The organism is Psychrobacter proteolyticus, from assembly GCF_039762275.1.
GTDB classification, from domain to species: domain Bacteria; phylum Pseudomonadota; class Gammaproteobacteria; order Pseudomonadales; family Moraxellaceae; genus Psychrobacter; species Psychrobacter proteolyticus_C.
The window spans coordinates 62,061-81,711 of sequence record NZ_JBDLOB010000003.1; the positions used below are offsets into that span (position 1 = coordinate 62,061).

Annotated in this window: 16 protein-coding genes; 10 read left to right on the forward strand and 6 right to left on the reverse strand. The window is 42.7% G+C overall.

The features are described from left to right. Positions 1-48: 48 nt before the first annotated feature. Together ABFV72_RS06085 and ABFV72_RS06090 are read left to right on the forward strand one after the other, a co-directional pair. The gene (locus ABFV72_RS06085) at positions 49-555 is read left to right on the forward strand and encodes a YbjQ family protein (RefSeq protein WP_347162834.1); all 507 of its coding nucleotides are present in this window, start codon (positions 49-51) and stop codon (positions 553-555) included. 306 nt (positions 556-861) lie between these two features. Next, complete coding sequence (locus ABFV72_RS06090) at positions 862-1,785, forward strand: bile acid:sodium symporter family protein (protein ID WP_179799341.1); 924 nt, start codon at positions 862-864, stop codon at positions 1,783-1,785. A 206-nt stretch (positions 1,786-1,991) separates the two neighbouring features. Here the strand turns inward: ABFV72_RS06090 and ABFV72_RS06095 are convergent, their stop codons facing one another. Then, complete coding sequence (locus tag ABFV72_RS06095; protein WP_347162835.1) at positions 1,992-3,134, reverse strand: formate/nitrite transporter family protein; 1,143 nt, start codon at positions 3,132-3,134, stop codon at positions 1,992-1,994. Positions 3,135-3,394: 260 nt separating this feature from the next. On the opposite strand from ABFV72_RS06095, the gene ABFV72_RS06100 reads away from it, so the two are divergent. From ABFV72_RS06100 to ABFV72_RS06110, 3 genes are all read left to right on the forward strand, one after another. Beyond that, complete coding sequence (locus tag ABFV72_RS06100) at positions 3,395-6,364, forward strand: valine--tRNA ligase (RefSeq protein WP_347162836.1); 2,970 nt, start codon at positions 3,395-3,397, stop codon at positions 6,362-6,364. Positions 6,365-6,575: 211 nt separating this feature from the next. After that, a complete protein-coding gene (locus tag ABFV72_RS06105) occupies positions 6,576-7,997 on the forward strand; it encodes an AAA family ATPase (protein ID WP_347162837.1) in 1,422 nt (473 codons plus the stop codon). Positions 7,998-8,006: 9 nt separating this feature from the next. Continuing rightward, positions 8,007-8,882, forward strand: a complete 876-nt coding sequence (locus ABFV72_RS06110) for a hypothetical protein (RefSeq protein WP_347162838.1) — start codon at positions 8,007-8,009, stop codon at positions 8,880-8,882. A 291-nt stretch (positions 8,883-9,173) separates the two neighbouring features. Here the strand turns inward: ABFV72_RS06110 and ABFV72_RS06115 are convergent, their stop codons facing one another. Next, positions 9,174-10,070 (reverse strand): ABC transporter substrate-binding protein, encoded by an 897-nt coding sequence (locus ABFV72_RS06115; protein ID WP_347162839.1) that lies wholly within the window; start codon positions 10,068-10,070, stop codon positions 9,174-9,176. A 251-nt stretch (positions 10,071-10,321) separates the two neighbouring features. Between ABFV72_RS06115 and ABFV72_RS06120 the strand changes: the two genes are divergently transcribed. The 3 genes from ABFV72_RS06120 (at position 10,322) to ABFV72_RS06130 (ending at position 11,660) form a co-directional block, all read left to right on the forward strand. Then, entirely contained in the window at positions 10,322-10,498 is a 177-nt protein-coding gene (locus ABFV72_RS06120; RefSeq protein WP_347162840.1) for a hypothetical protein, read from the forward strand. Between the two features lie 286 nt (positions 10,499-10,784). Beyond that, positions 10,785-11,207, forward strand: a complete 423-nt coding sequence (locus ABFV72_RS06125) for a YbaN family protein (RefSeq protein ID WP_102094045.1) — start codon at positions 10,785-10,787, stop codon at positions 11,205-11,207. Between the two features lie 243 nt (positions 11,208-11,450). After that, positions 11,451-11,660: a cold-shock protein gene (locus tag ABFV72_RS06130; RefSeq protein ID WP_045453470.1), complete on the forward strand. Its 210-nt coding sequence runs from the start codon at positions 11,451-11,453 to the stop codon at positions 11,658-11,660. Positions 11,661-11,900: 240 nt separating this feature from the next. Here the strand turns inward: ABFV72_RS06130 and ABFV72_RS06135 are convergent, their stop codons facing one another. Then, positions 11,901-13,025 (reverse strand): YeiH family protein, encoded by a 1,125-nt coding sequence (locus ABFV72_RS06135; protein ID WP_347162841.1) that lies wholly within the window; start codon positions 13,023-13,025, stop codon positions 11,901-11,903. Positions 13,026-13,245: 220 nt separating this feature from the next. On the opposite strand from ABFV72_RS06135, the gene ABFV72_RS06140 reads away from it, so the two are divergent. After that, on the forward strand, positions 13,246-14,181 hold the full coding sequence (locus tag ABFV72_RS06140; protein ID WP_347162842.1) for a LysR substrate-binding domain-containing protein: 936 nt from the start codon (positions 13,246-13,248) through the stop codon (positions 14,179-14,181). Between the two features lie 116 nt (positions 14,182-14,297). Here ABFV72_RS06140 and ABFV72_RS06145 read toward each other — a convergent pair whose 3' ends face one another. Further along, positions 14,298-14,759 (reverse strand): universal stress protein, encoded by a 462-nt coding sequence (locus ABFV72_RS06145; protein ID WP_347162843.1) that lies wholly within the window; start codon positions 14,757-14,759, stop codon positions 14,298-14,300. Between the two features lie 99 nt (positions 14,760-14,858). Continuing rightward, entirely contained in the window at positions 14,859-15,320 is a 462-nt protein-coding gene (locus ABFV72_RS06150) for a universal stress protein (protein WP_347162844.1), read from the reverse strand. Between the two features lie 397 nt (positions 15,321-15,717). Between ABFV72_RS06150 and ABFV72_RS06155 the strand changes: the two genes are divergently transcribed. Then, complete coding sequence (locus tag ABFV72_RS06155) at positions 15,718-18,798, forward strand: insulinase family protein (protein ID WP_347162845.1); 3,081 nt, start codon at positions 15,718-15,720, stop codon at positions 18,796-18,798. An 82-nt stretch (positions 18,799-18,880) separates the two neighbouring features. On the opposite strand, the gene ABFV72_RS06160 is transcribed toward ABFV72_RS06155, so the two are convergent. Beyond that, on the reverse strand, positions 18,881-19,444 hold the full coding sequence (locus tag ABFV72_RS06160) for an NUDIX hydrolase (protein WP_057761624.1): 564 nt from the start codon (positions 19,442-19,444) through the stop codon (positions 18,881-18,883). Positions 19,445-19,651 lie beyond the last annotated feature (207 nt).

A 19,651-nucleotide genomic window follows, 5' to 3' on the forward strand; every position in this document is an offset into this window, starting at 1 on the left:
TCCTATAATCCTAAAAGCACCGATGCTTTTTATGATGAGAAACGTGCTATGAATGATTCACTCACGCAAGTGCTCATCAATTATGGGCCGTTTGTCTTCTTATTCGCGGCTGGCTGGTTCTTTGGGTCGCGCCATGAGCGTCAGCATTTGGCACAGCTAACAGTAGCAGAGAAAGCATTGGGCGATATTACTGTCTCAAGCGAACGTTTATACCGTCCCAAGTTAGCAGCGGGTAGTGAAGGCGAGCTGGTGCTTGGTAGTGTCGTCATCGCTCAAGATTATTTCAAAATGATCATCGCTCGCGTATTAAGTGTCTTTGGCAAAAACTTAACCACCTATGAGACTTTGCTAGATCGTGCGCGCCGCGAAGCCATCGTTCGTATGCGGACTGATGCAAAAGCCAAAGGCTACACGCATATCTACGGGTTACGTCTTGAGGTAACCAATGTCAACCAATTAGGCAGTATGGTCGAAGCCATCGCCTACGGTACAGCTGTTATCAGTATCGACCATACTCACTCTACATCTGCTGTAAATCACAAAACCTCCGCTTAAATCATTTCTACTTTTTTATCAAGTGTAAAAACCTATAATTGACTGACGAGTAGTCAGAAAAATCAAAACCATACACTTTTACAACGATATACTGAATTTTGCCGTTCCGTTATTATTTCGGTTCGTATAAACCAGTTTTATCAAAAATTGTCGGTTTAAAAAATACGACTGTATGGAAAACTGTCATATAAAGAGCTGACAACGTCGGTAGCTTTTACCCAAGATATCAGCAGGATTGGCTGATTGAGCATGACGAGGTTGTCATAAACCTGCCCGTGTAAGGGCTCTATCTACAAGGATGTAGTTATGGAAGGTGTTGAGTTAGTCACGTTTATAAATGCAAAAGTCATTCCCATTAGTATCTTTTTGATTATGATGGGAATGGGATTGTCCTTAGTTACCAATGATTTTAAGAGAGTCGTCAAATACCCTAAAGCAGTCGCCATAGGCTTGACCAATCAGTTAATATTTTTACCACTAGTAGGTTTTGCTTTGGCAACCACCATGTCTCTCGAGCCAGAGTATGCCGTTGGGGTTATGTTGCTGGTACTGTGTCCTGGTGGCACGACATCGAATCTATTTACCTATTTAGCCAAAGGTGACGTCGCACTTTCGGTCACCATGACCGCTATTGCCAGTGTCATTACCGTATTTACCATTCCTATCGTCCTCAGTTTTTCGCTCGTATACTTTATGGGTGCGGGTAGTGAGTTTCAGTTGCCAGTGGTCAAGACCATGATCAGCCTAATCGCTCTGACTATCTTACCCGTCAGTATTGGTATGTTGATCAAACGCTATGCGCCTAACGCGGCAGACAAGGGACAGGTGATGGTGTCTCGTTTTGGCGTGATATTCTTGAGCTTCTTGGTACTTTTCTTAAGCTATGTGCAACGAGACATTATCGTTGAAGCATTAATCGCTACTGGCCCTGTGGCATTGATATTGAACGTATCGACGATGGCGCTTGGGTATTACACCAGTAAATGGTTCGGTCTAAACCCTGCACAAAGACGCTCGATTACTATGGAAGTCGGCCTACAAAACAGTACGCTTTCAATGTTTATGGCGTTGACGCTATTGGCTAACTATAAGATGTCGATGACGCCAGCCATTTATACGCTAATCATGTTCTTGACCGCTGGTATCATGGTCAGAGTATTTACTGCCCAGCACAATAAAGCCAAAAGAACTGAGATAGAAAACAGCGTATTGGCAGCACGTAGAATGTAAAAGGTTTAAGATAACTGTAGTAATACATTGTTGCGCCAGTTGAGACAATACTTGGCAAACAAGCAGCAATGTATGATGTAATAAAAAAAGCCCATAATCCGCTTCGTATAATGAAGCAGGTTATGGGCTTTTGCGTTTAATGCTCGTTTTAACCCAAATCAGTTCTAACTCAAATCAGTTTAGCTCAAACCATTTTTAGCTCAAATCTAGAATCTTCGTCTGTCCATTTTCGCTCTTGCCTCGGCAGCTTGCTCTTTGACTTTTTCAATTTCAAATAAGAACGTACGGTTTTTGAGCACCGCGACGAATACCACACCGCCCACCGTATTACCCACCAATACCACGACTAAAAATACCAAGTAGCGCCAGAGACTGACGGTATTGCCATACAGCAGAGCTGAAAATACCTCGATATTGCCCACGATACTATGATGCAAGCCTAAAAACCCGATACTACCTGTAATCAGCGTCACCAGTACGATACGGCTAAGTGTGTCCCGTGCAGAGGTCACTAGCCATGCAGCCACGCCCATCATCCAGCCTGCTAGCACCGCGCTACCAAAGATAACCCACCACTCAAAACCTAAGATGTGCTCGGCATAGACATCGATGGCATGGTCTGTAAACAGATGCATATGCAGCCCTAAACCAATCATTAATGCTGCAAATATACAACCGCCAACGATATTACCAGCGATGACAATGCCCCATAGCCGCAGGAGCTTATGTAGCGGTTCAATTTTATTTAAGACAGGCAAGCTCAAGAGGGAAGTCTGTTCTGTGAATAATAACGACTGACCAATCACCACGATAATAAAGCCGATCGGATACAGCAATGACGACAGCACCATGGCATAGCGACTTGGTATCACGTCATTGAGCAAGGCAAACGCTGATAAAATCATAAAAAAGCTGATGCCAATCTCTAGTCCAGCCGTAAAGGCGCTAGTAAAGAGCGAGCCAAGTGAGCGCTCAAAAGTTTCTTTTGCGTGGATAACTTGCTCGACTAAGATACTGGCGTAGCTTTTCGCTTGGCTTAGATTGTCATCGCTGGCGACCTTTTTAATGGTTTCTTTGTCTTCGTCGCTGATTTCTTCTGGCAGGTCGTCATTTTCTAAGTCTTCGGTGGCTTTGATAGGTTCGTCTGCGTCACTATCTGAAATTTCGTTTGCATGACTGTCTGTAGTGTCGTCTGCGTCCTTATCTATCTTACCGCTTTGGGAAGAGTCGCTGCTTTCTTCTAACGTATGATTATCTTTAGGCATAGGAGGGGTGGTGTTCACGCTCACACGCTCGCTGTCTGATAGATTAGCCTGAGAATCATGGTCATGCTCGGTATCTTGGGACACGGTTGGCTCGCTGGTTATAGGCTAATGATTTTGCTGCATAAGTAATCTCTATTATATTTCCCATTCTTCGGATTGCTGTTGTTAATTGATTAACAATTTGGGTAATAAATCGCCTCCAGGCTTTATAAATTGCCTTACCATCTAACAAAATCTGCCTATCTGCGTTAAAATCACACTATCAACTATTTTTCCTGTTTTTGTAGCGTTTTACGCTATCTCATTTTGACCACATTCATTATCAACAATAAGATCACCCTATTATGAGCAATCCTAATACCGATACCAGCATTGATAGCAATGCGAAAACCAATCTGACCCAGTCGATCCAAGCGGCGCTAAGCCAATTAGAGAGCGCCTACAATCCTGCGGAAGTCGAAGCAGGTATGTACCAAGGCTGGGAAGAAAGCGGCTATTTTCAGCCGACGTTTGACAAAGACGAGTCGTTTTCTATCGCGCTGCCACCGCCAAACGTCACGGGCTCGCTACACATGGGTCATGGTTTTAACAACGCTATTATGGATGCGCTCACCCGTTATCACCGTATGGATGGTGACAATACACTATGGCAACCAGGTACGGATCATGCAGGTATCGCAACCCAGATGGTTGTTGAGCGTCGTCTGGAAGCGCAAGGCATTAAGCGCCGTGATATGACGCGTGCAGACTTCATCGATAAAGTATGGGAATGGAAAGAAGAGTCGGGCGGCAATATCACCAGCCAGATTCGTCGTTTGGGTAGCTCGGTTGACTGGTCGCGTGAGCGCTTTACCATGGATGATGGTTTGTCTAACGCAGTAAAAGAAGTGTTCGTACGCCTGTTCGACGATGGACTTATCTATCGTGGTAAGCGTTTGGTTAACTGGGATCCAAAATTCCAAACCGCATTATCTGATTTAGAAGTAGAAAACCACGACGAAAAAGGTAGCTTGTGGCATTTCCGCTATCATTTCTCGAATAAAGACCTAACGACTCAAGATGGTAAAAACTATCTGGTCGTTGCGACTACGCGTCCTGAAACGCTCCTTGGTGACACCGCTGTTGCGGTCAATCCTAGCGATGATCGTTATGCACACTTGGTCGGCAAAACCATTACCTTGCCAATCACTGGTCGTGTCGTGCCTATCGTCGCTGATGATTATGTCGAAAAAGACTTCGGTACAGGTTGCGTAAAAATCACTCCAGCGCATGATTTCAACGATTATGAATTGGGTCGTCGTCATAGCTTGCCATTGATTAACATCCTTGATGAGCGCGCCAATATTTTGCCAGCGATGGAAGTTTATCCTGATTTGCAGACGCGTGAGCCAGAGTTGGAGACCACGCCGAGCGAGTATGCAGGGCTTGAGCGTTTTGCCGCTCGTAAATTCCTTGTAGAGCAAGCAGGCGAGCAGGGCTGGCTAGAAGATATCGAAGACTATGCGCTAAAAGCCCCGCGTGCTGAGCGTGGCGGTACAATCGTTGAGCCGTGGTTGACCGATCAGTGGTATGTCGCGGTTAAAGAGCTTGCCAAGCCTGCGATTGACGCGGTAGAAGACGGCAGCATCGAGTTCGTCCCTGCGCAGTACAAAAACATGTATATGGCGTGGATGACCGATCTACAAGACTGGTGTATCAGCCGTCAGTTGTGGTGGGGACATCGTATCCCTGCATGGTATGACGATGCGACAGGTGAAATATATGTCGCCCGTGATGAAGCGGAAGTGCGTAGCAAATACAACTTAAGCGACGATGTAAAACTGCGCCAAGACGATGATGTACTCGATACGTGGTTCAGCTCTGGTCTATGGACATTCAGTACGCTTGACTGGGCAGACGTCAACGCTGATCCACGCGTGATGGACACTTTCCACCCAACCAGCGTGCTCGTGACAGGTTTTGACATTATCTTCTTTTGGGTTGCCCGCATGATCATGATGACCATGCACTTTGTGAAAAACGAAGATGGTACGCCACAAGTCCCATTTAAGACTGTCTATGTCCATGGTCTGGTACGTGATGGCAATGGTCAAAAAATGTCAAAATCAAAAGGCAACGTCTTAGATCCGATTGATCTCATCGACGGTATCGAGCTAGAAGCGCTAGTAGAAAAACGCACCAGCAACATGATGAATCCAAAAGACGCGGCCAAGATTGAGAAGCAAACGCGTAAAGAGTTCCCAGAAGGCATCCCAGCGTACGGCACCGATGCATTGCGCTTTACCTTTACCTCATTAGCCAGTACGGGTCGCGATATCAACTTTGATCTCAAGCGGGTCGAGGGCTATCGTAACTTCTGTAATAAAATCTGGAACGCCAGCCGCTTTGTACTCATGAACTGCGTCGATGGTGACAGCAATGCCAAGCCTATCGACCAGACTGCAAACCCTGACGTATGGGAATTGCCAGAAAAATGGATCATGAGTCGCCTAAACTCTAGCGTCAAAGACATTCATCAGCATTTTGCTCAGTATCGTCTCGATATGGTCAGCCAAGATATCTATGAGTTCATCTGGAACGAGTATTGTGATTGGTACGTTGAGCTTGCCAAAGCCAGCCTAAATGATGACTCGGTATCGGACGAGCGTAAGGCGCAAATCCGCTATGTGCTGCTGCACGTACTAGAGACGGCGCTACGTTTCACCCATCCAATCATGCCGTATCTGACTGAGCAAATCTGGCAGACCATCGCGCCGCTACTGGGTCGTAAAAACACCGACAGCATCGTGGTCGCTGACTATCCACAGACCGATGATAGTCAAATCAGTGAGCAGACTGAAGCGGATATGGCATGGCTACAAGAGCTAATCGCGAGCGTCCGTAACATCCGTGGTGAGATGAAACTGGGCAATGCGGTACGTCTGCCAGTGCTACTACAAAATGTCTCTGCCGATGAAGAAGCACGTCTATCACGTATCAAAAACCAGTTCAAAGCGCTTGCCAAAGTCGAGAGCCTAGAGATCGTCAAAGAAGGCGATGAAGTGCCACTGTCATCATCAAGCATGGTCGGTCAGCTACGGGTACTCGTACCGATGAAAGGGCTAATCGATCCAACGGCTGAGCTGGCACGTCTGGGCAAAGCGCATGAAAAGCTACAAAAGCAAGCCGATGGTATCGCGCGTAAGCTAGGTAATGAAGGCTTTGTGAGTAAAGCACCTGCGGAAGTGGTCGATGCTGAGAAGGCAAAACTGGCTGAGCTAGAAGGGCAGTTGACGGCGATGACGGCGCAGATGGAGCAGTTGAAAGCGTTGTAATCTAAACGTAGATATCCGTATTAGCAAAGAACGCTGTCACGATTGTGATGGCGTTTTTTATTGTCTACTGATTAGTTCCCTAACTAACTCTTATCCATAATAAATACTGAATATTTGTGTGCTATTATGACAGGGCTTTAGATTGTACTTTTTTGATCAGATATAACGCAATAGTAAGATATTCCCGACGAAATATAGAAGGTGATAGAGTATGTTTATTAAAAGTATTAGCATTAAAAAACTGTTCGGACTATTTGACTATAATCTCAATTTTAAAGATGAAATTAATATCATTACTGCTCCAAATGGATATGGCAAAACTATATGTCTTAAAATAATACATTCACTATTTACTTATGACTACTTATACTATTTTAATTTAGATTTTTCTGAAATTATATTCGAAACAGAGTCTGGTACTCTTAAAATATCTAAAGATATTTTTAAAGAAGAGGTCAATAAAAAAAAGAGATTTACCCAAAGTCATTCATTAGACGATGAATTTTTCTATTTTGAAAATAGCATAATTATTGAAAATAATGAAGATGATGAAGTTGATGAAGATTACAGGCCATTTAATTTAAGATTTAATTTTGAAGGGTATGAATACGTTCTAACTGAGAGTAAGTTTAAAAGACAACTCATAAATATTTTGTCCGAAATATCTAATTTACGTAAAGCAGGTCGCAATGAATGGATAAATATTAAAACTAGAGAAATATCAGGATTTGAGCAGTTAATTAAGGAACTCGATTTAACAAAACCAATTAGAAACTTCTTACCTGAATGGTTAGGTAACTTCTCTACAGGTCACACTAGCTATTTTATTCAAGACCAACGGCTATTGAAACGCATAAATAAGTCACCTCATAAGAATCTCAACTCCTATGTACAAGCAATTGATACATATGCAAAAGAGTTAAAGAATCATTTGATCCAATCTAGTCTAGACTTCTCAGTAATTTCTCAGGATTTAGATTCAACTTTTCCACAAAGACTACTATCTAAGGATAATAGCAGTACAAATGTTAGTAAGGAAAAAATTGTTGAAGAGCTAAACAAAGTTCAAGGGAATCGTGAAAAATTAAAGAAATTTGATATTCTTCCAAAGAATACTAGTGTTGATAGCTTGATTACAGCAAAAAATATTGACGATATCTATGTATCTGTTCTGAATCTATACTTAAATGATACAAAATTAAAATTAAAAAAATTTGATGATATTTATAAAAAAATAAATTTATTTTCTAGCATTCTGAATACTAAATTATCTTTTAAGAAAATTAAAATTGATTCAGAAAAGGGTTTTTATTTTATTCGGCAGATAGAAAATAATATTGATTATGAAAAAGAACATATATTAAACCTATCTCAGTTATCCTCAGGAGAACAGCATCAAGTTGTACTTATTTACGAGCTTATCTTCAATACGAAAGAAGATAGCATAGTTTTAATAGATGAACCTGAGATTTCCTTACATGTTGTATGGCAAGAGCAATTTCTTGATGACTTAAAAATGATTACTGAAATGAATAAAGCTAAAGCAATAATCGCTACACATTCACCGCAAATTATTGGTGATTACTGGGATCTGGTTATAGACTTAGAAGAAATCAGAAAATTTGGTTTGTAGGGTATAGAAATGAGTTCAATTAAAGAAGCGTCGAATAATCCTAGAAATATTATAAATTCTATTCTAATGAGTTTTAATCATCCGGATGGGAAAAGAAAAAATTTAATCATTGAAGGTAAAACAGATGTTAAATTATTTAAAAATTTCATAGATGAAGAACAAGTTAAGCTCAGATCTGTAACAGGTAAAGATAATGTGTTAAAAGTAATGAACGGATTTCCAGTAAATAATAAGCATTTTTTGCATGCTGTAGCAGATGCTGATTTTGATCATGTTCTCAAGAAAAAAGATGAAAGAGAAAGAAATAAAATCTATATCACAGACTTTCACGATATGGAAATTATGATGATACTGTCAAAGTCTTTCGATAGACTGTTTAATGAATACAGAGACTATTCAGTTGAAAATGACTCGATAAATATTAATAAACTGAAGTCAGTGATTTTTGGGGTTTGTAAAGAATTAGGTAAAATTAGATATCTGAACTACGTAAATAGTTACGATCTTAAATTTAAAAATATAAGCTATGATGATTGTATTGCATTTAAAAATGACAGCTTAGTTCTAGATTTAGATATCTTATTGCATAAGTTAATACAGCGGTCAGAAAATCGTAAAGTAAGTATAGATGTCTTAAGAACAGAAATATTAGAGCTGGAAGATGAGAATTTCCAGTTAGAGCAAGTATGTTGTGGACATGATTTTACAAAATTATTAGCTATTTTCCTAAAGGAATCAAAATATTTTGAAGGGAAAAATCATAATTCTGATAAGTTGGAGAGTAGCTTAAGGCTTTCTTTTTCTAAAAATGAATTTGAATCATTTGAGTTGTATAAAAAATTACATTCCTTAGGAATGATAAAGATACTAAAAGCTATTGGCTAGATTTTATGATTAAGATATAAATGAAAGTAATATAGATTGTGAGGGTTTTTCCGTATTAGAAATTATATTATCTTTTTTTTAAAAACTACTACTATCTCACCGTTGTACAACGTGTTCCTTTGAGCAACCTTGCTATTGATGACACCATACCAATAGCTTAAGTTCACCCGTCAAAGCCCGATAGAGATCGATATCAGCTGTTTTGTACTAACTTAGCGTCGCTCAAAAAACCGTCATAGCAAACACTATGGCGGTTTTTTATGGTTCAAAGTATCTTAACTACTAAAACGTCTACAGCGCCCAAAGCGATCGATACTGCTCATCAGTTAAGGTCACGATATCGATTTCGGCTAGCATCTCGCGCAGTTCTTCCCATTTACTTGCATCAGGCTTGATCGGTGTAATCAATCTGCCTAGCGTGTTGTCAATGATGGCATCCATCAGCACATCGGCTTCGGTTTTACTATAGTCATAATACATACGGTGGGCAGTGGCTGGTTCGTTTTTGCATAGTTCTGTCATCTGATTGGTCACTTGGATAAAGGTATCTATTGCGTCCTTTTTCGCGCTATAGATCTCATCCGTCGTTAGAATCTCTAAAGCCGAGAAGTTCGGGTAAGGTGACAGATTCTGATCGATAAACTCAAACTCTAAACCCTCATGAGTTGCTTCAACGCCTTCAAAGTTATAAAAGCATAGCCATGCGCCATCTAGGCTTGGGTCTTCTTGCAGATTTTTTATATGATAAAAGTCTTTTTGTACAAAGCTCACATCGTCACGGCTGATACTAAAGCCATTTTGCTTGGCATAACGCGCTAATATCTCAAAGCCAATACGATTGGTCTTTTCTTCAGCAGCAGGGGTGCAGATGCGGATAGGCTGATTGTTTTTTAATTTATCCATGCTAGCGCGTTGCATCAATATGCCGCCATCGGTCTCAAAAAAGCAGCCCAGCGCACGTAGATTAGGCGCGTAATGTTCAAACAGATGGATAGGCTCATTGACATGCAAATCGATACTTTGGTTTTGTAATTCGGCAAAGCCATCATAGTGGTCATCTGGCTCGATAATGGTGATATCAAGCCCCGCCTGCTCATATGCGCCCGTGTTCACACCAGCGATAAAGGGCAGATGATCAGGGTTTAAAAACCATTCGAGGGTCAGAGTAAGTTTGGTGGTCGGCTGCATGGTTGTTTCCTTTTTAGGTATGGAAAACAATCAGACTGATACTATTAAGGTAAAACAAGAAAGGCCAAATAAGAAAGACGAGGTCGCAATGCTAACTGTCAGATGCTCGGCGTTTGATATGGTTATCATCACCAGTACATCATCTACAGACTGCTCTTATTTATAGACCTATGAGGGCGTGTCACGCTTGTTTCCTACGTCAGTGCTAACTGCTTCAGGTTCACGGGTGTGTCTCAGCGATGATGTAGGCTGTGTCTACAGCGTCAAATCAAAGCACCCCGACAAGATTGATTGGTATTACATTATTTTTGATCAGTACCGCTAATGAATCCGTACTGCTAATGACTATTATCGATAGCTACTGCGTCATCATAGACGACTTACGAGACGTGATGCAAGCGCGTATCGGGAATGAGGATGGTAGGTGATGACTGATGTTCGATAGCAGATCTTTATAACAGTTCTCATTTGTGACGGCTTTTTATAAGCGCTTTCAATCGACGTGCTAATAGAAGAGTAAAGCATTTATCATTGGTACTTACCCAATTACTAACCAAACATACCTATCAATAGCAAAAACCTTATATAAATAGTCTTGTGCGCAGACGGGCGATATTGCATGATTAGCCTTCTATGCCACCGCTTATATAATAGGCGCTACTTTAAACAACTGACATTTGGCATAACTGACAACTTACACGATCGACAACTTATATGACCGATAATAAAAAAGCGTTCTATTACCGACCCAAGACGGATCAATCCAACAGCCCAATGCTGCGTTGGACCTTTGTGACGCTTGGTTGGCTGTTTTTTATCTTAGGTATTATCGGTATATTGTTGCCAGTGATGCCCACCGCGCCCTTTATCTTGCTAGCAGCAGGCTGCTGGGCACGCAGTTCTCGACGCTTTCATTTTTGGCTGATTAATCATAAATACTTTGGTAAATTCGTCCGTGATTGGGAGGAGAATCATGCCGTTCCGCTTTATGCCAAGTGTTTAGCGACGGTTATGATGGCAGCATCGACAATTATGTTATTTTATCGTTTGCCTGCCGATATGATGTGGATGGCATGGGCGGTAGCCGCTGTCTGTAGTGGGGTAGCGATATATTTGTTCCGTTTACCAAATGCCTAAATCCGTTGCAATTTGCGCCAAAATCAGCCAATAAATGGCTCTGGTTACACGAAACATGAGATAAGACTTGCGATACTAGGATGTACCCCTTATAATACGCCCAAGCTTAAGAGCAGTTCTGCACCAAATCATTACCTCGTAGTATTAGTTATAATCCTTCGTTTTAATATTTATCGTTCAGTAGCTATTTGCAAGCGTTACCGGTCACTAGACCATTAATAAATTTAAAAGTAGGATTATACTATGTCAGACGTTCAAAAAGGTACAGTTAAGTGGTTCAACGAAGCTAAAGGCTTTGGTTTTATCGCTCCAGAAACTGGCGCAGACGTTTTTGCTCATTACAGCGAAATCACTGGTTCAGGTTTCAAAACTTTGGCTGAAGGCCAAGAAGTTGAGTTCACTGTAACTCAAGGCCAAAAAGGCCCACAAGCACATAACATCGTTGCTATCTAATTTGTCTTTATAGACAGATAGATGAATAGATGTAGAAAAGCGAACCTTCGGGTTCGTTTTTTTTCGTCTATGTTTTGGTATTTAAGATATGAGTACTGAAGCGAGTAGAAGTCTTATTCGAAAGATTTTAACTAATCATATTAGACCGCGACCGATGCAAAAAGGCCTCTAGCTATTTATAACTAGAGGCCTTTTATATTGTGCAATGACATCAGCAGTTAAGAATGGACATTTAGCTTATTATATAAAGCTAATGCCGATATTAATCAGACCGCCGCCCAGTATCAACCAACCAAACATAATGGCACCCAAGATAAGCGGTCTAACGCCAGCTTGCTTGATCGCGCTTAGATGAGTGGTCAGACCTAATGCAAACATAGCCATCGTCAGTAATACATCATCTAGCATCACCATACTGCGTACGACACTCTCAGACATTGGCACCCACGTATGTATCAACACAATGCCGATAAAAATAAACGCAAACCATGGCACTTTGACTTGTTTGACACGAGTCATAAATGACGCTGTCTCGTTTTTATTGCTCTTATCTTCTATAGCAGCATTATTTACGGTGCGATCTTTGGTTAGCGCAAACGATAACACGAGTAAGAAAGGCGCGAGCATCATAACGCGTATCATCTTGGTCACGACTGCGGTATCTCCAATCTCAGTATTGATTGCATTACCTGCGACTACGACTTGCGCCACTTCATGAACGGTTGAGCCAGTGTACATGCCGTACTGCTGGGCGCTAAGCCAAGGTTGTAACCAACCAAGATGATATAAAAAAGGATATAGCAACATCGCGATAGTGCCAAACACCACCACGGTTGCCACGGCGATAGTGACTTTATGGGCCTGCGCGTTGACCACAGGCTCTGCAGCAATAACGGCAGCAGCACCGCAAATACTCGCGCCTGAGCCAATCAAGATAACCGTTTCTTTATCAACTTTTAACCATCTAGTACCTAGCCAATAGGTTAGTAAAAAGGTTGATGACAGTACCAGCGCATCAGTCATAATCGCTGGCATACCGACGCTCGCAACTTGTGTCATGGTCAGTTTAAACCCATAAAACATAATCGCAAGGCGTAGGATTTGGCCCTTTGCAAAGCAAACACCGCCGTTCAAACGTTCAGCGAATTTAGGATAGATGGTATTGCCTAATATCATGCCCAGCAATATCGCTAGCGTTAAAGAGGATAAGCCAACGATACGTCCGTTTGACCAGATATCCAAACTACTATCCAACCATAAGCAAAACAAACTACCAATCAGAACAACTACCAATCCCGCCAAGTGACGGTGATTAGGAGTGTAGTTATGAACGGAGTTGCTGACTGATTGGACGAATGTGTGCATGACGCGGCATCCTATTACTTATATTAAGATAAGCATAAGCTTATGAATAGACAGTATATGCCCGCTGTATTTATAATAAAAACAGATTAATAAGATACAAACTATCGATTTTTTAGGTTATAGTCTATGATAGGAGTCGATATACCGCGCATGAGCATCAAAAAAGACAAAAATCACGGATAAAACAGCGCAAAAACTGACATAGGGCAACATCAATATCATGAAAAAATCTGTGCAGACAGTGCCAAAGATTACGCTTAAGCAGCTCGCTGTTTTTGTCAGTATTTATCAGACAGGTAGCACCAGTCGCGCCAGTGAGGAGCTGCATTTATCACAATCAGCAGTTAGCAGCGCACTGACAGAGTTAGAGTCTAGACTACAGATGCCGCTATTTGAGCGCGTCGGTCGCAGGCTTAATCAACACCCCAATGCTCATCCTATTTATATACAGGCACAGGCTATCTTGGGTCAGTCGCTCACGCTTGAGCATTATCATCAGTATCAAGCAGGGCAGATTCATATCGGTGCTAGTACCACTATCGGCAACTACGTGCTGCCGTCATTGCTTGGTAAGCTATATGAGGCGCTGCCCGATGCCAATGTCGATATGTATATTGCCAATACGCAAGAGGTAGTGAGCGAGGTTGAGCAACTAAATATCGATATCGCGCTGGTAGAAGGGATGCCGCGTCCGGTAGATATGAAAGTTATTGAGCAGCGTGAATGGCGTACCGATACGCTAGTGATATTTGCCAAGCATGATAGCAAGTGGCTAAAGGGTATAGCTACCTATAGCGAAGACGAAGACTACTATCAGCTGAGTATTAATCAGCTAGCGCAGTTGCCGCTACTGGTACGTGAGGCAGGGTCGGGCACACGGCAAATTATCGATGAGCAATTGCTTAAGTATCTACCTAATGCAGAAGTGGTAAAGGCGATACATCAATCAGAGGCCATCAAGCACATGGTAAGTGCAGATATTGGTCTTGGTTGTCTATCGCAGCATGTGATTGAGACGGAATTGGCAACAGGGGAGTTGGTACAAGTGAACGTGGCGGGGATTGATCTATCAAGGACATGGTGGCTGGTCTGGCATAAGGCTCGTCACCAAAGCCCGATTTGGCAAACCTTTATAGATATTATTCAACAAGGTTAAACGATAAGACTGGATGAACTTAAAATCTATTAGCCATAAAAAAGCGCAGCGTTAAAAGTTACGCTGCGCTTTTTTTTAGAGATTCTTTAATAATATAAGATAATCAAAGCATATTGTTATGCGGAAACAGGTTTGTCCAGTCTCACGACAAAACTGTCGCAAGGTACATTGGGCAAGATATTATCCGCAGTTGCGCCACTGATCCATGCAGCGATACCAGTACGCTTATGACGACCGATGACCAACAGATCGACATCATGTTTATGACAATAGCTGACGATACCTTCACTGCTAGAGATGGCAGTTGTGACTTCTGACGTTGCTGCATTTAGCTGATTGCGTTCAAGGAATTGTGCCAGCTTTACACGCGCTTCTTGGCAGCGTTCATCATCAATCTCATCGTATAGGCTAGAGGCGGGCACCAGCTCATAGCCGAAGCCAACCATGGTGTCTTTGACAATATGTAAAACAGATAGCTTAGAGCCTGGGCGGTTTTCGACGATGCGCTTGGCTTTTTGGGCGACTATATCTGCATCAGAGAGTAAGTCGGTGACCAGTAAAATATGTTCGTAACTCATAGCGTCTTCCTCATGTCAGATAGTATTTACTATAGCACTACTCTAGGGCGCTGTTAAGTAAAGCTTGTCGTCTTTAGCAGCGGATGAGAGCGATGCCAATTATTCCAAGACAGGCTGATCAAGCTTAACCACTAAGCTGTCGCAAGGAACATTTGGCAAGATACTATCGGCAGTGGCTCCAACCAACCAAGCAGCGATACCATGACGCTCATGACGTCCAATGATAAGTAAGTCGACCTCTTTTTCACGGCAGTAATTAATGATACCTTTGCTATTAGAGATGGCAGCGGTGACCTCAGAGTTGATCGCTTCTAGCTCGTTACGTGCCAAAAATTGCGCTAATTTAGTCCGTGCTTCTTGCCACTTCTCACTATCGACATCACCTGATAGGCTAGAGGCAGGCACGAGCTCATAACCGAAGCGCACCATGTCATCTTTGACTATATGCAAGACGGACAGTCTGGCTTCAGGAGAGCCTGCGAGGATACGCTTGGCTTTTAGCGCCACTTTGTCCGCATCAGACAGCAAGTCAGTGACCAGTAAAACGTGTTGGTAGCTCATAAAGTACTCCTAGTTAGTCGTTAACTTTACAGTATAGTCAATCCTTTATAAAAGAGTTACGGTGTTAACCTCGCTTGAGGTATCACGTATACATCTGCACTCAGTTGCCTTGTAATTCTTTTAAACTGAATTAACTATAGCAGTGCAGGCCGTCTTTGTTAAGTAATAAATCCATAATAAAATTGTGGATATTGATGAATTTGTAACTATAAGGCTCTGATAGCTAAAGTTGATAGCCGCGTAGATTATGTGCTGGATTATTGCATGGCTGTTGCCTTGACTTATCCATGTCGCAGCCCCACTAATAGCGCTAAGCCAACTCTTTTTTAGCCAATTTATTACTCTATTTTCCCTGACAGTCAGGGCACTATACGCATGATAAGCGATAAGGATAACTATGACGGACACGCCATTTACTGCTGATTTAACCTTGCATCCAGCATTTGAGCTGATTGAGCATCGCCATATTGAGGCGCTATCGATGGATGTGCTGATCAGTCAGCATGTAAAAACAGGAGCGATGCATTATCATCTGGCACACCCAAGTGATGAAAATGCGTTTTTGGTCGGTTTTCGCACCCAGCCGATGGATTCAAAAGGCGAGGCGCATGTCTTAGAGCACGTGGCATTATGTGGTTCGAATAAATTCCCTGTCCGTGATCCGTTCTTTTCAATGATTAAGCGCTCATTAAACACGTTTATGAATGCGATGACCGCAGCTGATTGGACTGCCTATCCATATGCGACGCAAAACAAAAACGACTATTTTAACTTGCTCGCTGTCTATCTAGACGCGTCGTTTTTCCCAAATATTCATCCGCTCGATTTTGCCCAAGAAGGCATTCGCGTGGAGCTTGACGAAAATGATAAACCACAGTTTAAGGGTATCGTTTTTAATGAAATGAAAGGCGCGATGAGTGGCGAGATTGATCAGTTATATCATACCGTTGCTCATCATCTGTTCCCAACGACGACCTATCATTATAATTCAGGCGGCGATCCTGCTGATATTCCTGACTTGACGCACACTGAGCTGACCGAGTTTCACCAGAGCCATTATCATCCATCAAATAGTGTGATCATGAGTTTTGGTAATATCCCTGTTGCTGAGACGCAAGTCAAAATTCATGAAGATGCCTTGATTCAGTTTGAAGCGGGCAAGAAGCATGTATCACGTCCAGAGCAACGTTTGTCTGCACCAATCAGTGCGGTTGATACTTATACTGCTGACGAAGCGGGCCCAGATCAGACGCATCATGTGGTTGCTTGGTTATTGCCATCGATTACCGATCCTAAGCAGCGCTTAGCATTACGTCTATTAGAGGGCGTATTGATTGAGCATGCAGGTTCGCCATTGCGTGCTTATCTTGACAGCCATCCACTGGGTAAAGCCCCAAGTCCTCTATTGGGACTTGATGACAGTCATTATGAGATGGTCTTTTATACGGGTCTGCGCGGCTCTAACCCTGAACATGCTGAAGCGGTAGAGCAGGGCATCATTGACTTGCTGACGGAAGTGGCCAATTCACCAGTTGATGACGAGACGATCGAAACCATTCTGCATCAGATTGAGATTGATCAGCGTCACATCGGCGGCGATAGCATTCCTTATGGTCTAAACCTTATGCTAGAGGGCTTTAGTACAGCGATTCATGATGGCAATCCTATCGACGTTTGGGAAGTAGACGAGCATCTACAGTGGCTACGCGAGCAAGTCGTCGATCCACAGTGGCTACCGAACTTGATTAAAACACATCTATTGGACAATCAGCATCGCGTACGCGTGACGATGACCCCTGATAGCGAAAAAACAGCTCGTTTGGCAGCAGCTGAGCAGACTCGTTTGGATACTATCGCGATGGATTTGACTGCTGATGACAAGGCTATTTTAAAGCAACAAGCCTTAGATTTGGCTGCACGTCAAGCTGCGCCAGATGATTTGAGCTTATTGCCAAAGGTAGGTCTAGAAGACGTACCAACGGACATTAGCTTTAAAGAAGGCACCCAAAAGCAGGTGCGTCTGAGCGGGCAAGATAGCACGCTATTTGAGTATGAAGCGGGCACCAATGGCATTTACTATTATCAAGTAATTGTCCCGCTCACTGAAGCAATAGGTAATACGAGCGCAGATGAGCTACCAGTCAATGATGTAATCAATCATCCATTGTTGCCTATTTATTTGAGCCTACTGTCTGAGCTAGGTACTGACTCGCTTAGCGCTCATGAAATGCAAGCCAAGCAAGCAGCACATTCTTCTGGTGTGACCGCTCGTATCAGCCAACGTACCAACGTCGATGATAGCCAAGCGATTAGCAGTTATTTTGTGGTGGCAACGCGTGCGCTAAATCGTAAGCCTGAAGCGATTGATTTGCTCAAAGAAGTCATGGAACACAGTATCTTTTCTGAGCATGACCGTATCAAAGAAATTTTGCAGCAGCGTCAAGCGGGTTGGCAGTCAAACCTAGCGGGCTCAGGGCATTCTTATGCGATGCAAACGGCCAGTCGTGGTATGAGTCGCCAAGCGCAGTTGGAATATGTACGCAGTGGTTTACCAGCATTGAACGCACTTAAAGATTTCTTGGCACATGCTAGTACAGATGATACCCAGTGGGATCAATTGGCTACGAGTTTGATGGATTTACATCAACGTCTGATCAGCTTGCCTAAGCATGCCGTTATTATCTGTGAAGCAGAGCAAACCGAACGCTTGAGTAACTTAATCGTTGATAGCTGGAAAGACAGTCAAGTAGCAAAGTCTGCTAGTAACTTAACGAACGCGGAAGCAAATGTCCCAAGTGAGTTTGCCAATCTGCAATTAGATACTGCGTTAAATGGTGCGACTGATGCGGGTAAGACGTTAGAGAGTGGCGACGATGTCAAAAACAAAGTGCTAGATGTTGCAGATTTAGCATGGCTAGTACCAACCAACGTCTATCATAATGCCAGTGCTTATACCGTGCCTGCTGCTGATCATCCTGATACCGCTGCACTCATGGTATTAGCGCCTTACTTACGTAATGGCTACTTGCACAGTGCGATTCGTGAGCGCGGCGGTGCCTATGGCGGCGGCGCAGGTTACGATGCCAACGCTTGTGCCTTTAAGTTCTTTAGCTATCGTGATCCGCAATGCGCTGAGACCTTTGCTCACTTTGACGCCAGTATCGAGTGGATCTTAAACGAGCCACAAACTGATGAGCAATTAGAAGAAGCTATTTTAGGTATTATCTCAGGCATGGATAAGCCAGGCTCTCCTGCAGGCGAAGCAATCAAAGCCTGCTTTGCAAACCTGCATCATCGCGGTGTTGACTGGCAGCGTAAAATGCGTGCGTCAATATTGGCCGTGACGGTTGCTGATTTGCAGCGCGTTGCCAAGCAATATCTGCAAGGACAAAAGCATGTACGTGCCGTATTAGCGCCTTACGACAAAGAGGAGGCAGTAAAAGTCCTAGGCTTTGAAGTATGTAGAATAAAGAGCTAAGACAATTAGGTTTGTTCTTGATTAAAAGTTAAAAACAAAAAAGCCAAGCATCATGCTTGGCTTTTTGCGGTTAGGTAATTGACTAATATCGCTTGATACTCAAATCTTTGCCAATTTTGTCTTGATGAATCGGAAATTCTGACAATTCGTTATACTGCTTACGATCAGCAAAGTAGCTTTTTAGAGTACGGCGAATGGCTTCAAACGCCAGTGTATCCCATGGGATATCTTCTTCGCTAAACAGTGCACAGTCGAGACTTTCTGAGCCAATACCATACGCGCCATCTTTTAGATCGGCCAGATAGATAGAGTAGATCTGCCCAATATCTGGCAAGTCATAAATGCAGTATAGATGCGGATTCAGTACGATGGCATCAGCTTCTTCGTAGCTCTCGCGTGCTGCGCCTTCAGCCATGGTCTCGCCGTTTTCCATAAAACCTGCAGGTATCGTCCATAGCCCATATTGTGGCTCAATCGCTCGGCGGCAGAGTAGCACTCTGTCTTCATGTACCACCAGCGAGCCACAGATAACTTTTGGGTTTTCGTAGTGGATATAGTGGCAATTAGGGCATACCAAACGCGGCATATTGTCCGTAGGTGGGATTTTTCGTTCTGCTTCATGACCGCATTGGAGACAATAGCTCATACCAACTACCTTTATTAATAAATATTGTGTGTCCACTTATCTTAAAAGTTTTTTTGCCGTTCTGATGTTTGCTTTTGTATACAGCAATGATAGTGGAAAATGCTTTTAAGCATATCCTTTAATTTTTCACGAGAAAAGCTATTTTATTTAATTTTTATGATTACAGTGAAAACGCTCTGACAGCGTATTTCAATCGCCATCAAAGCG

Excerpts from the sequence above, each read along its gene's own strand:
- ABFV72_RS06085 (WP_347162834.1), top strand. The coding sequence starts at position 49 with ATGAATGATTCACTCACGCAAGTGCTCATCAATTATGGGCCGTTTGTC.
- ABFV72_RS06090 (WP_179799341.1), top strand. The coding sequence starts at position 862 with ATGGAAGGTGTTGAGTTAGTCACGTTTATAAATGCAAAAGTCATTCCC.
- ABFV72_RS06100 (WP_347162836.1), top strand. The coding sequence starts at position 3,395 with ATGAGCAATCCTAATACCGATACCAGCATTGATAGCAATGCGAAAACC.
- ABFV72_RS06105 (WP_347162837.1), top strand. The coding sequence starts at position 6,576 with ATGTTTATTAAAAGTATTAGCATTAAAAAACTGTTCGGACTATTTGAC.
- ABFV72_RS06110 (WP_347162838.1), top strand. The coding sequence starts at position 8,007 with ATGAGTTCAATTAAAGAAGCGTCGAATAATCCTAGAAATATTATAAAT.
- ABFV72_RS06115 (WP_347162839.1), bottom strand. The coding sequence starts at position 10,070 with ATGCAGCCGACCACCAAACTTACTCTGACCCTCGAATGGTTTTTAAAC.
- ABFV72_RS06125 (WP_102094045.1), top strand. The coding sequence starts at position 10,785 with ATGACCGATAATAAAAAAGCGTTCTATTACCGACCCAAGACGGATCAA.
- ABFV72_RS06130 (WP_045453470.1), top strand. The coding sequence starts at position 11,451 with ATGTCAGACGTTCAAAAAGGTACAGTTAAGTGGTTCAACGAAGCTAAA.
- ABFV72_RS06135 (WP_347162841.1), bottom strand. The coding sequence starts at position 13,025 with ATGCACACATTCGTCCAATCAGTCAGCAACTCCGTTCATAACTACACT.
- ABFV72_RS06140 (WP_347162842.1), top strand. The coding sequence starts at position 13,246 with ATGAAAAAATCTGTGCAGACAGTGCCAAAGATTACGCTTAAGCAGCTC.
- ABFV72_RS06145 (WP_347162843.1), bottom strand. The coding sequence starts at position 14,759 with ATGAGTTACGAACATATTTTACTGGTCACCGACTTACTCTCTGATGCA.
- ABFV72_RS06150 (WP_347162844.1), bottom strand. The coding sequence starts at position 15,320 with ATGAGCTACCAACACGTTTTACTGGTCACTGACTTGCTGTCTGATGCG.
- ABFV72_RS06155 (WP_347162845.1), top strand. The coding sequence starts at position 15,718 with ATGACGGACACGCCATTTACTGCTGATTTAACCTTGCATCCAGCATTT.
- ABFV72_RS06160 (WP_057761624.1), bottom strand. The coding sequence starts at position 19,444 with ATGAGCTATTGTCTCCAATGCGGTCATGAAGCAGAACGAAAAATCCCA.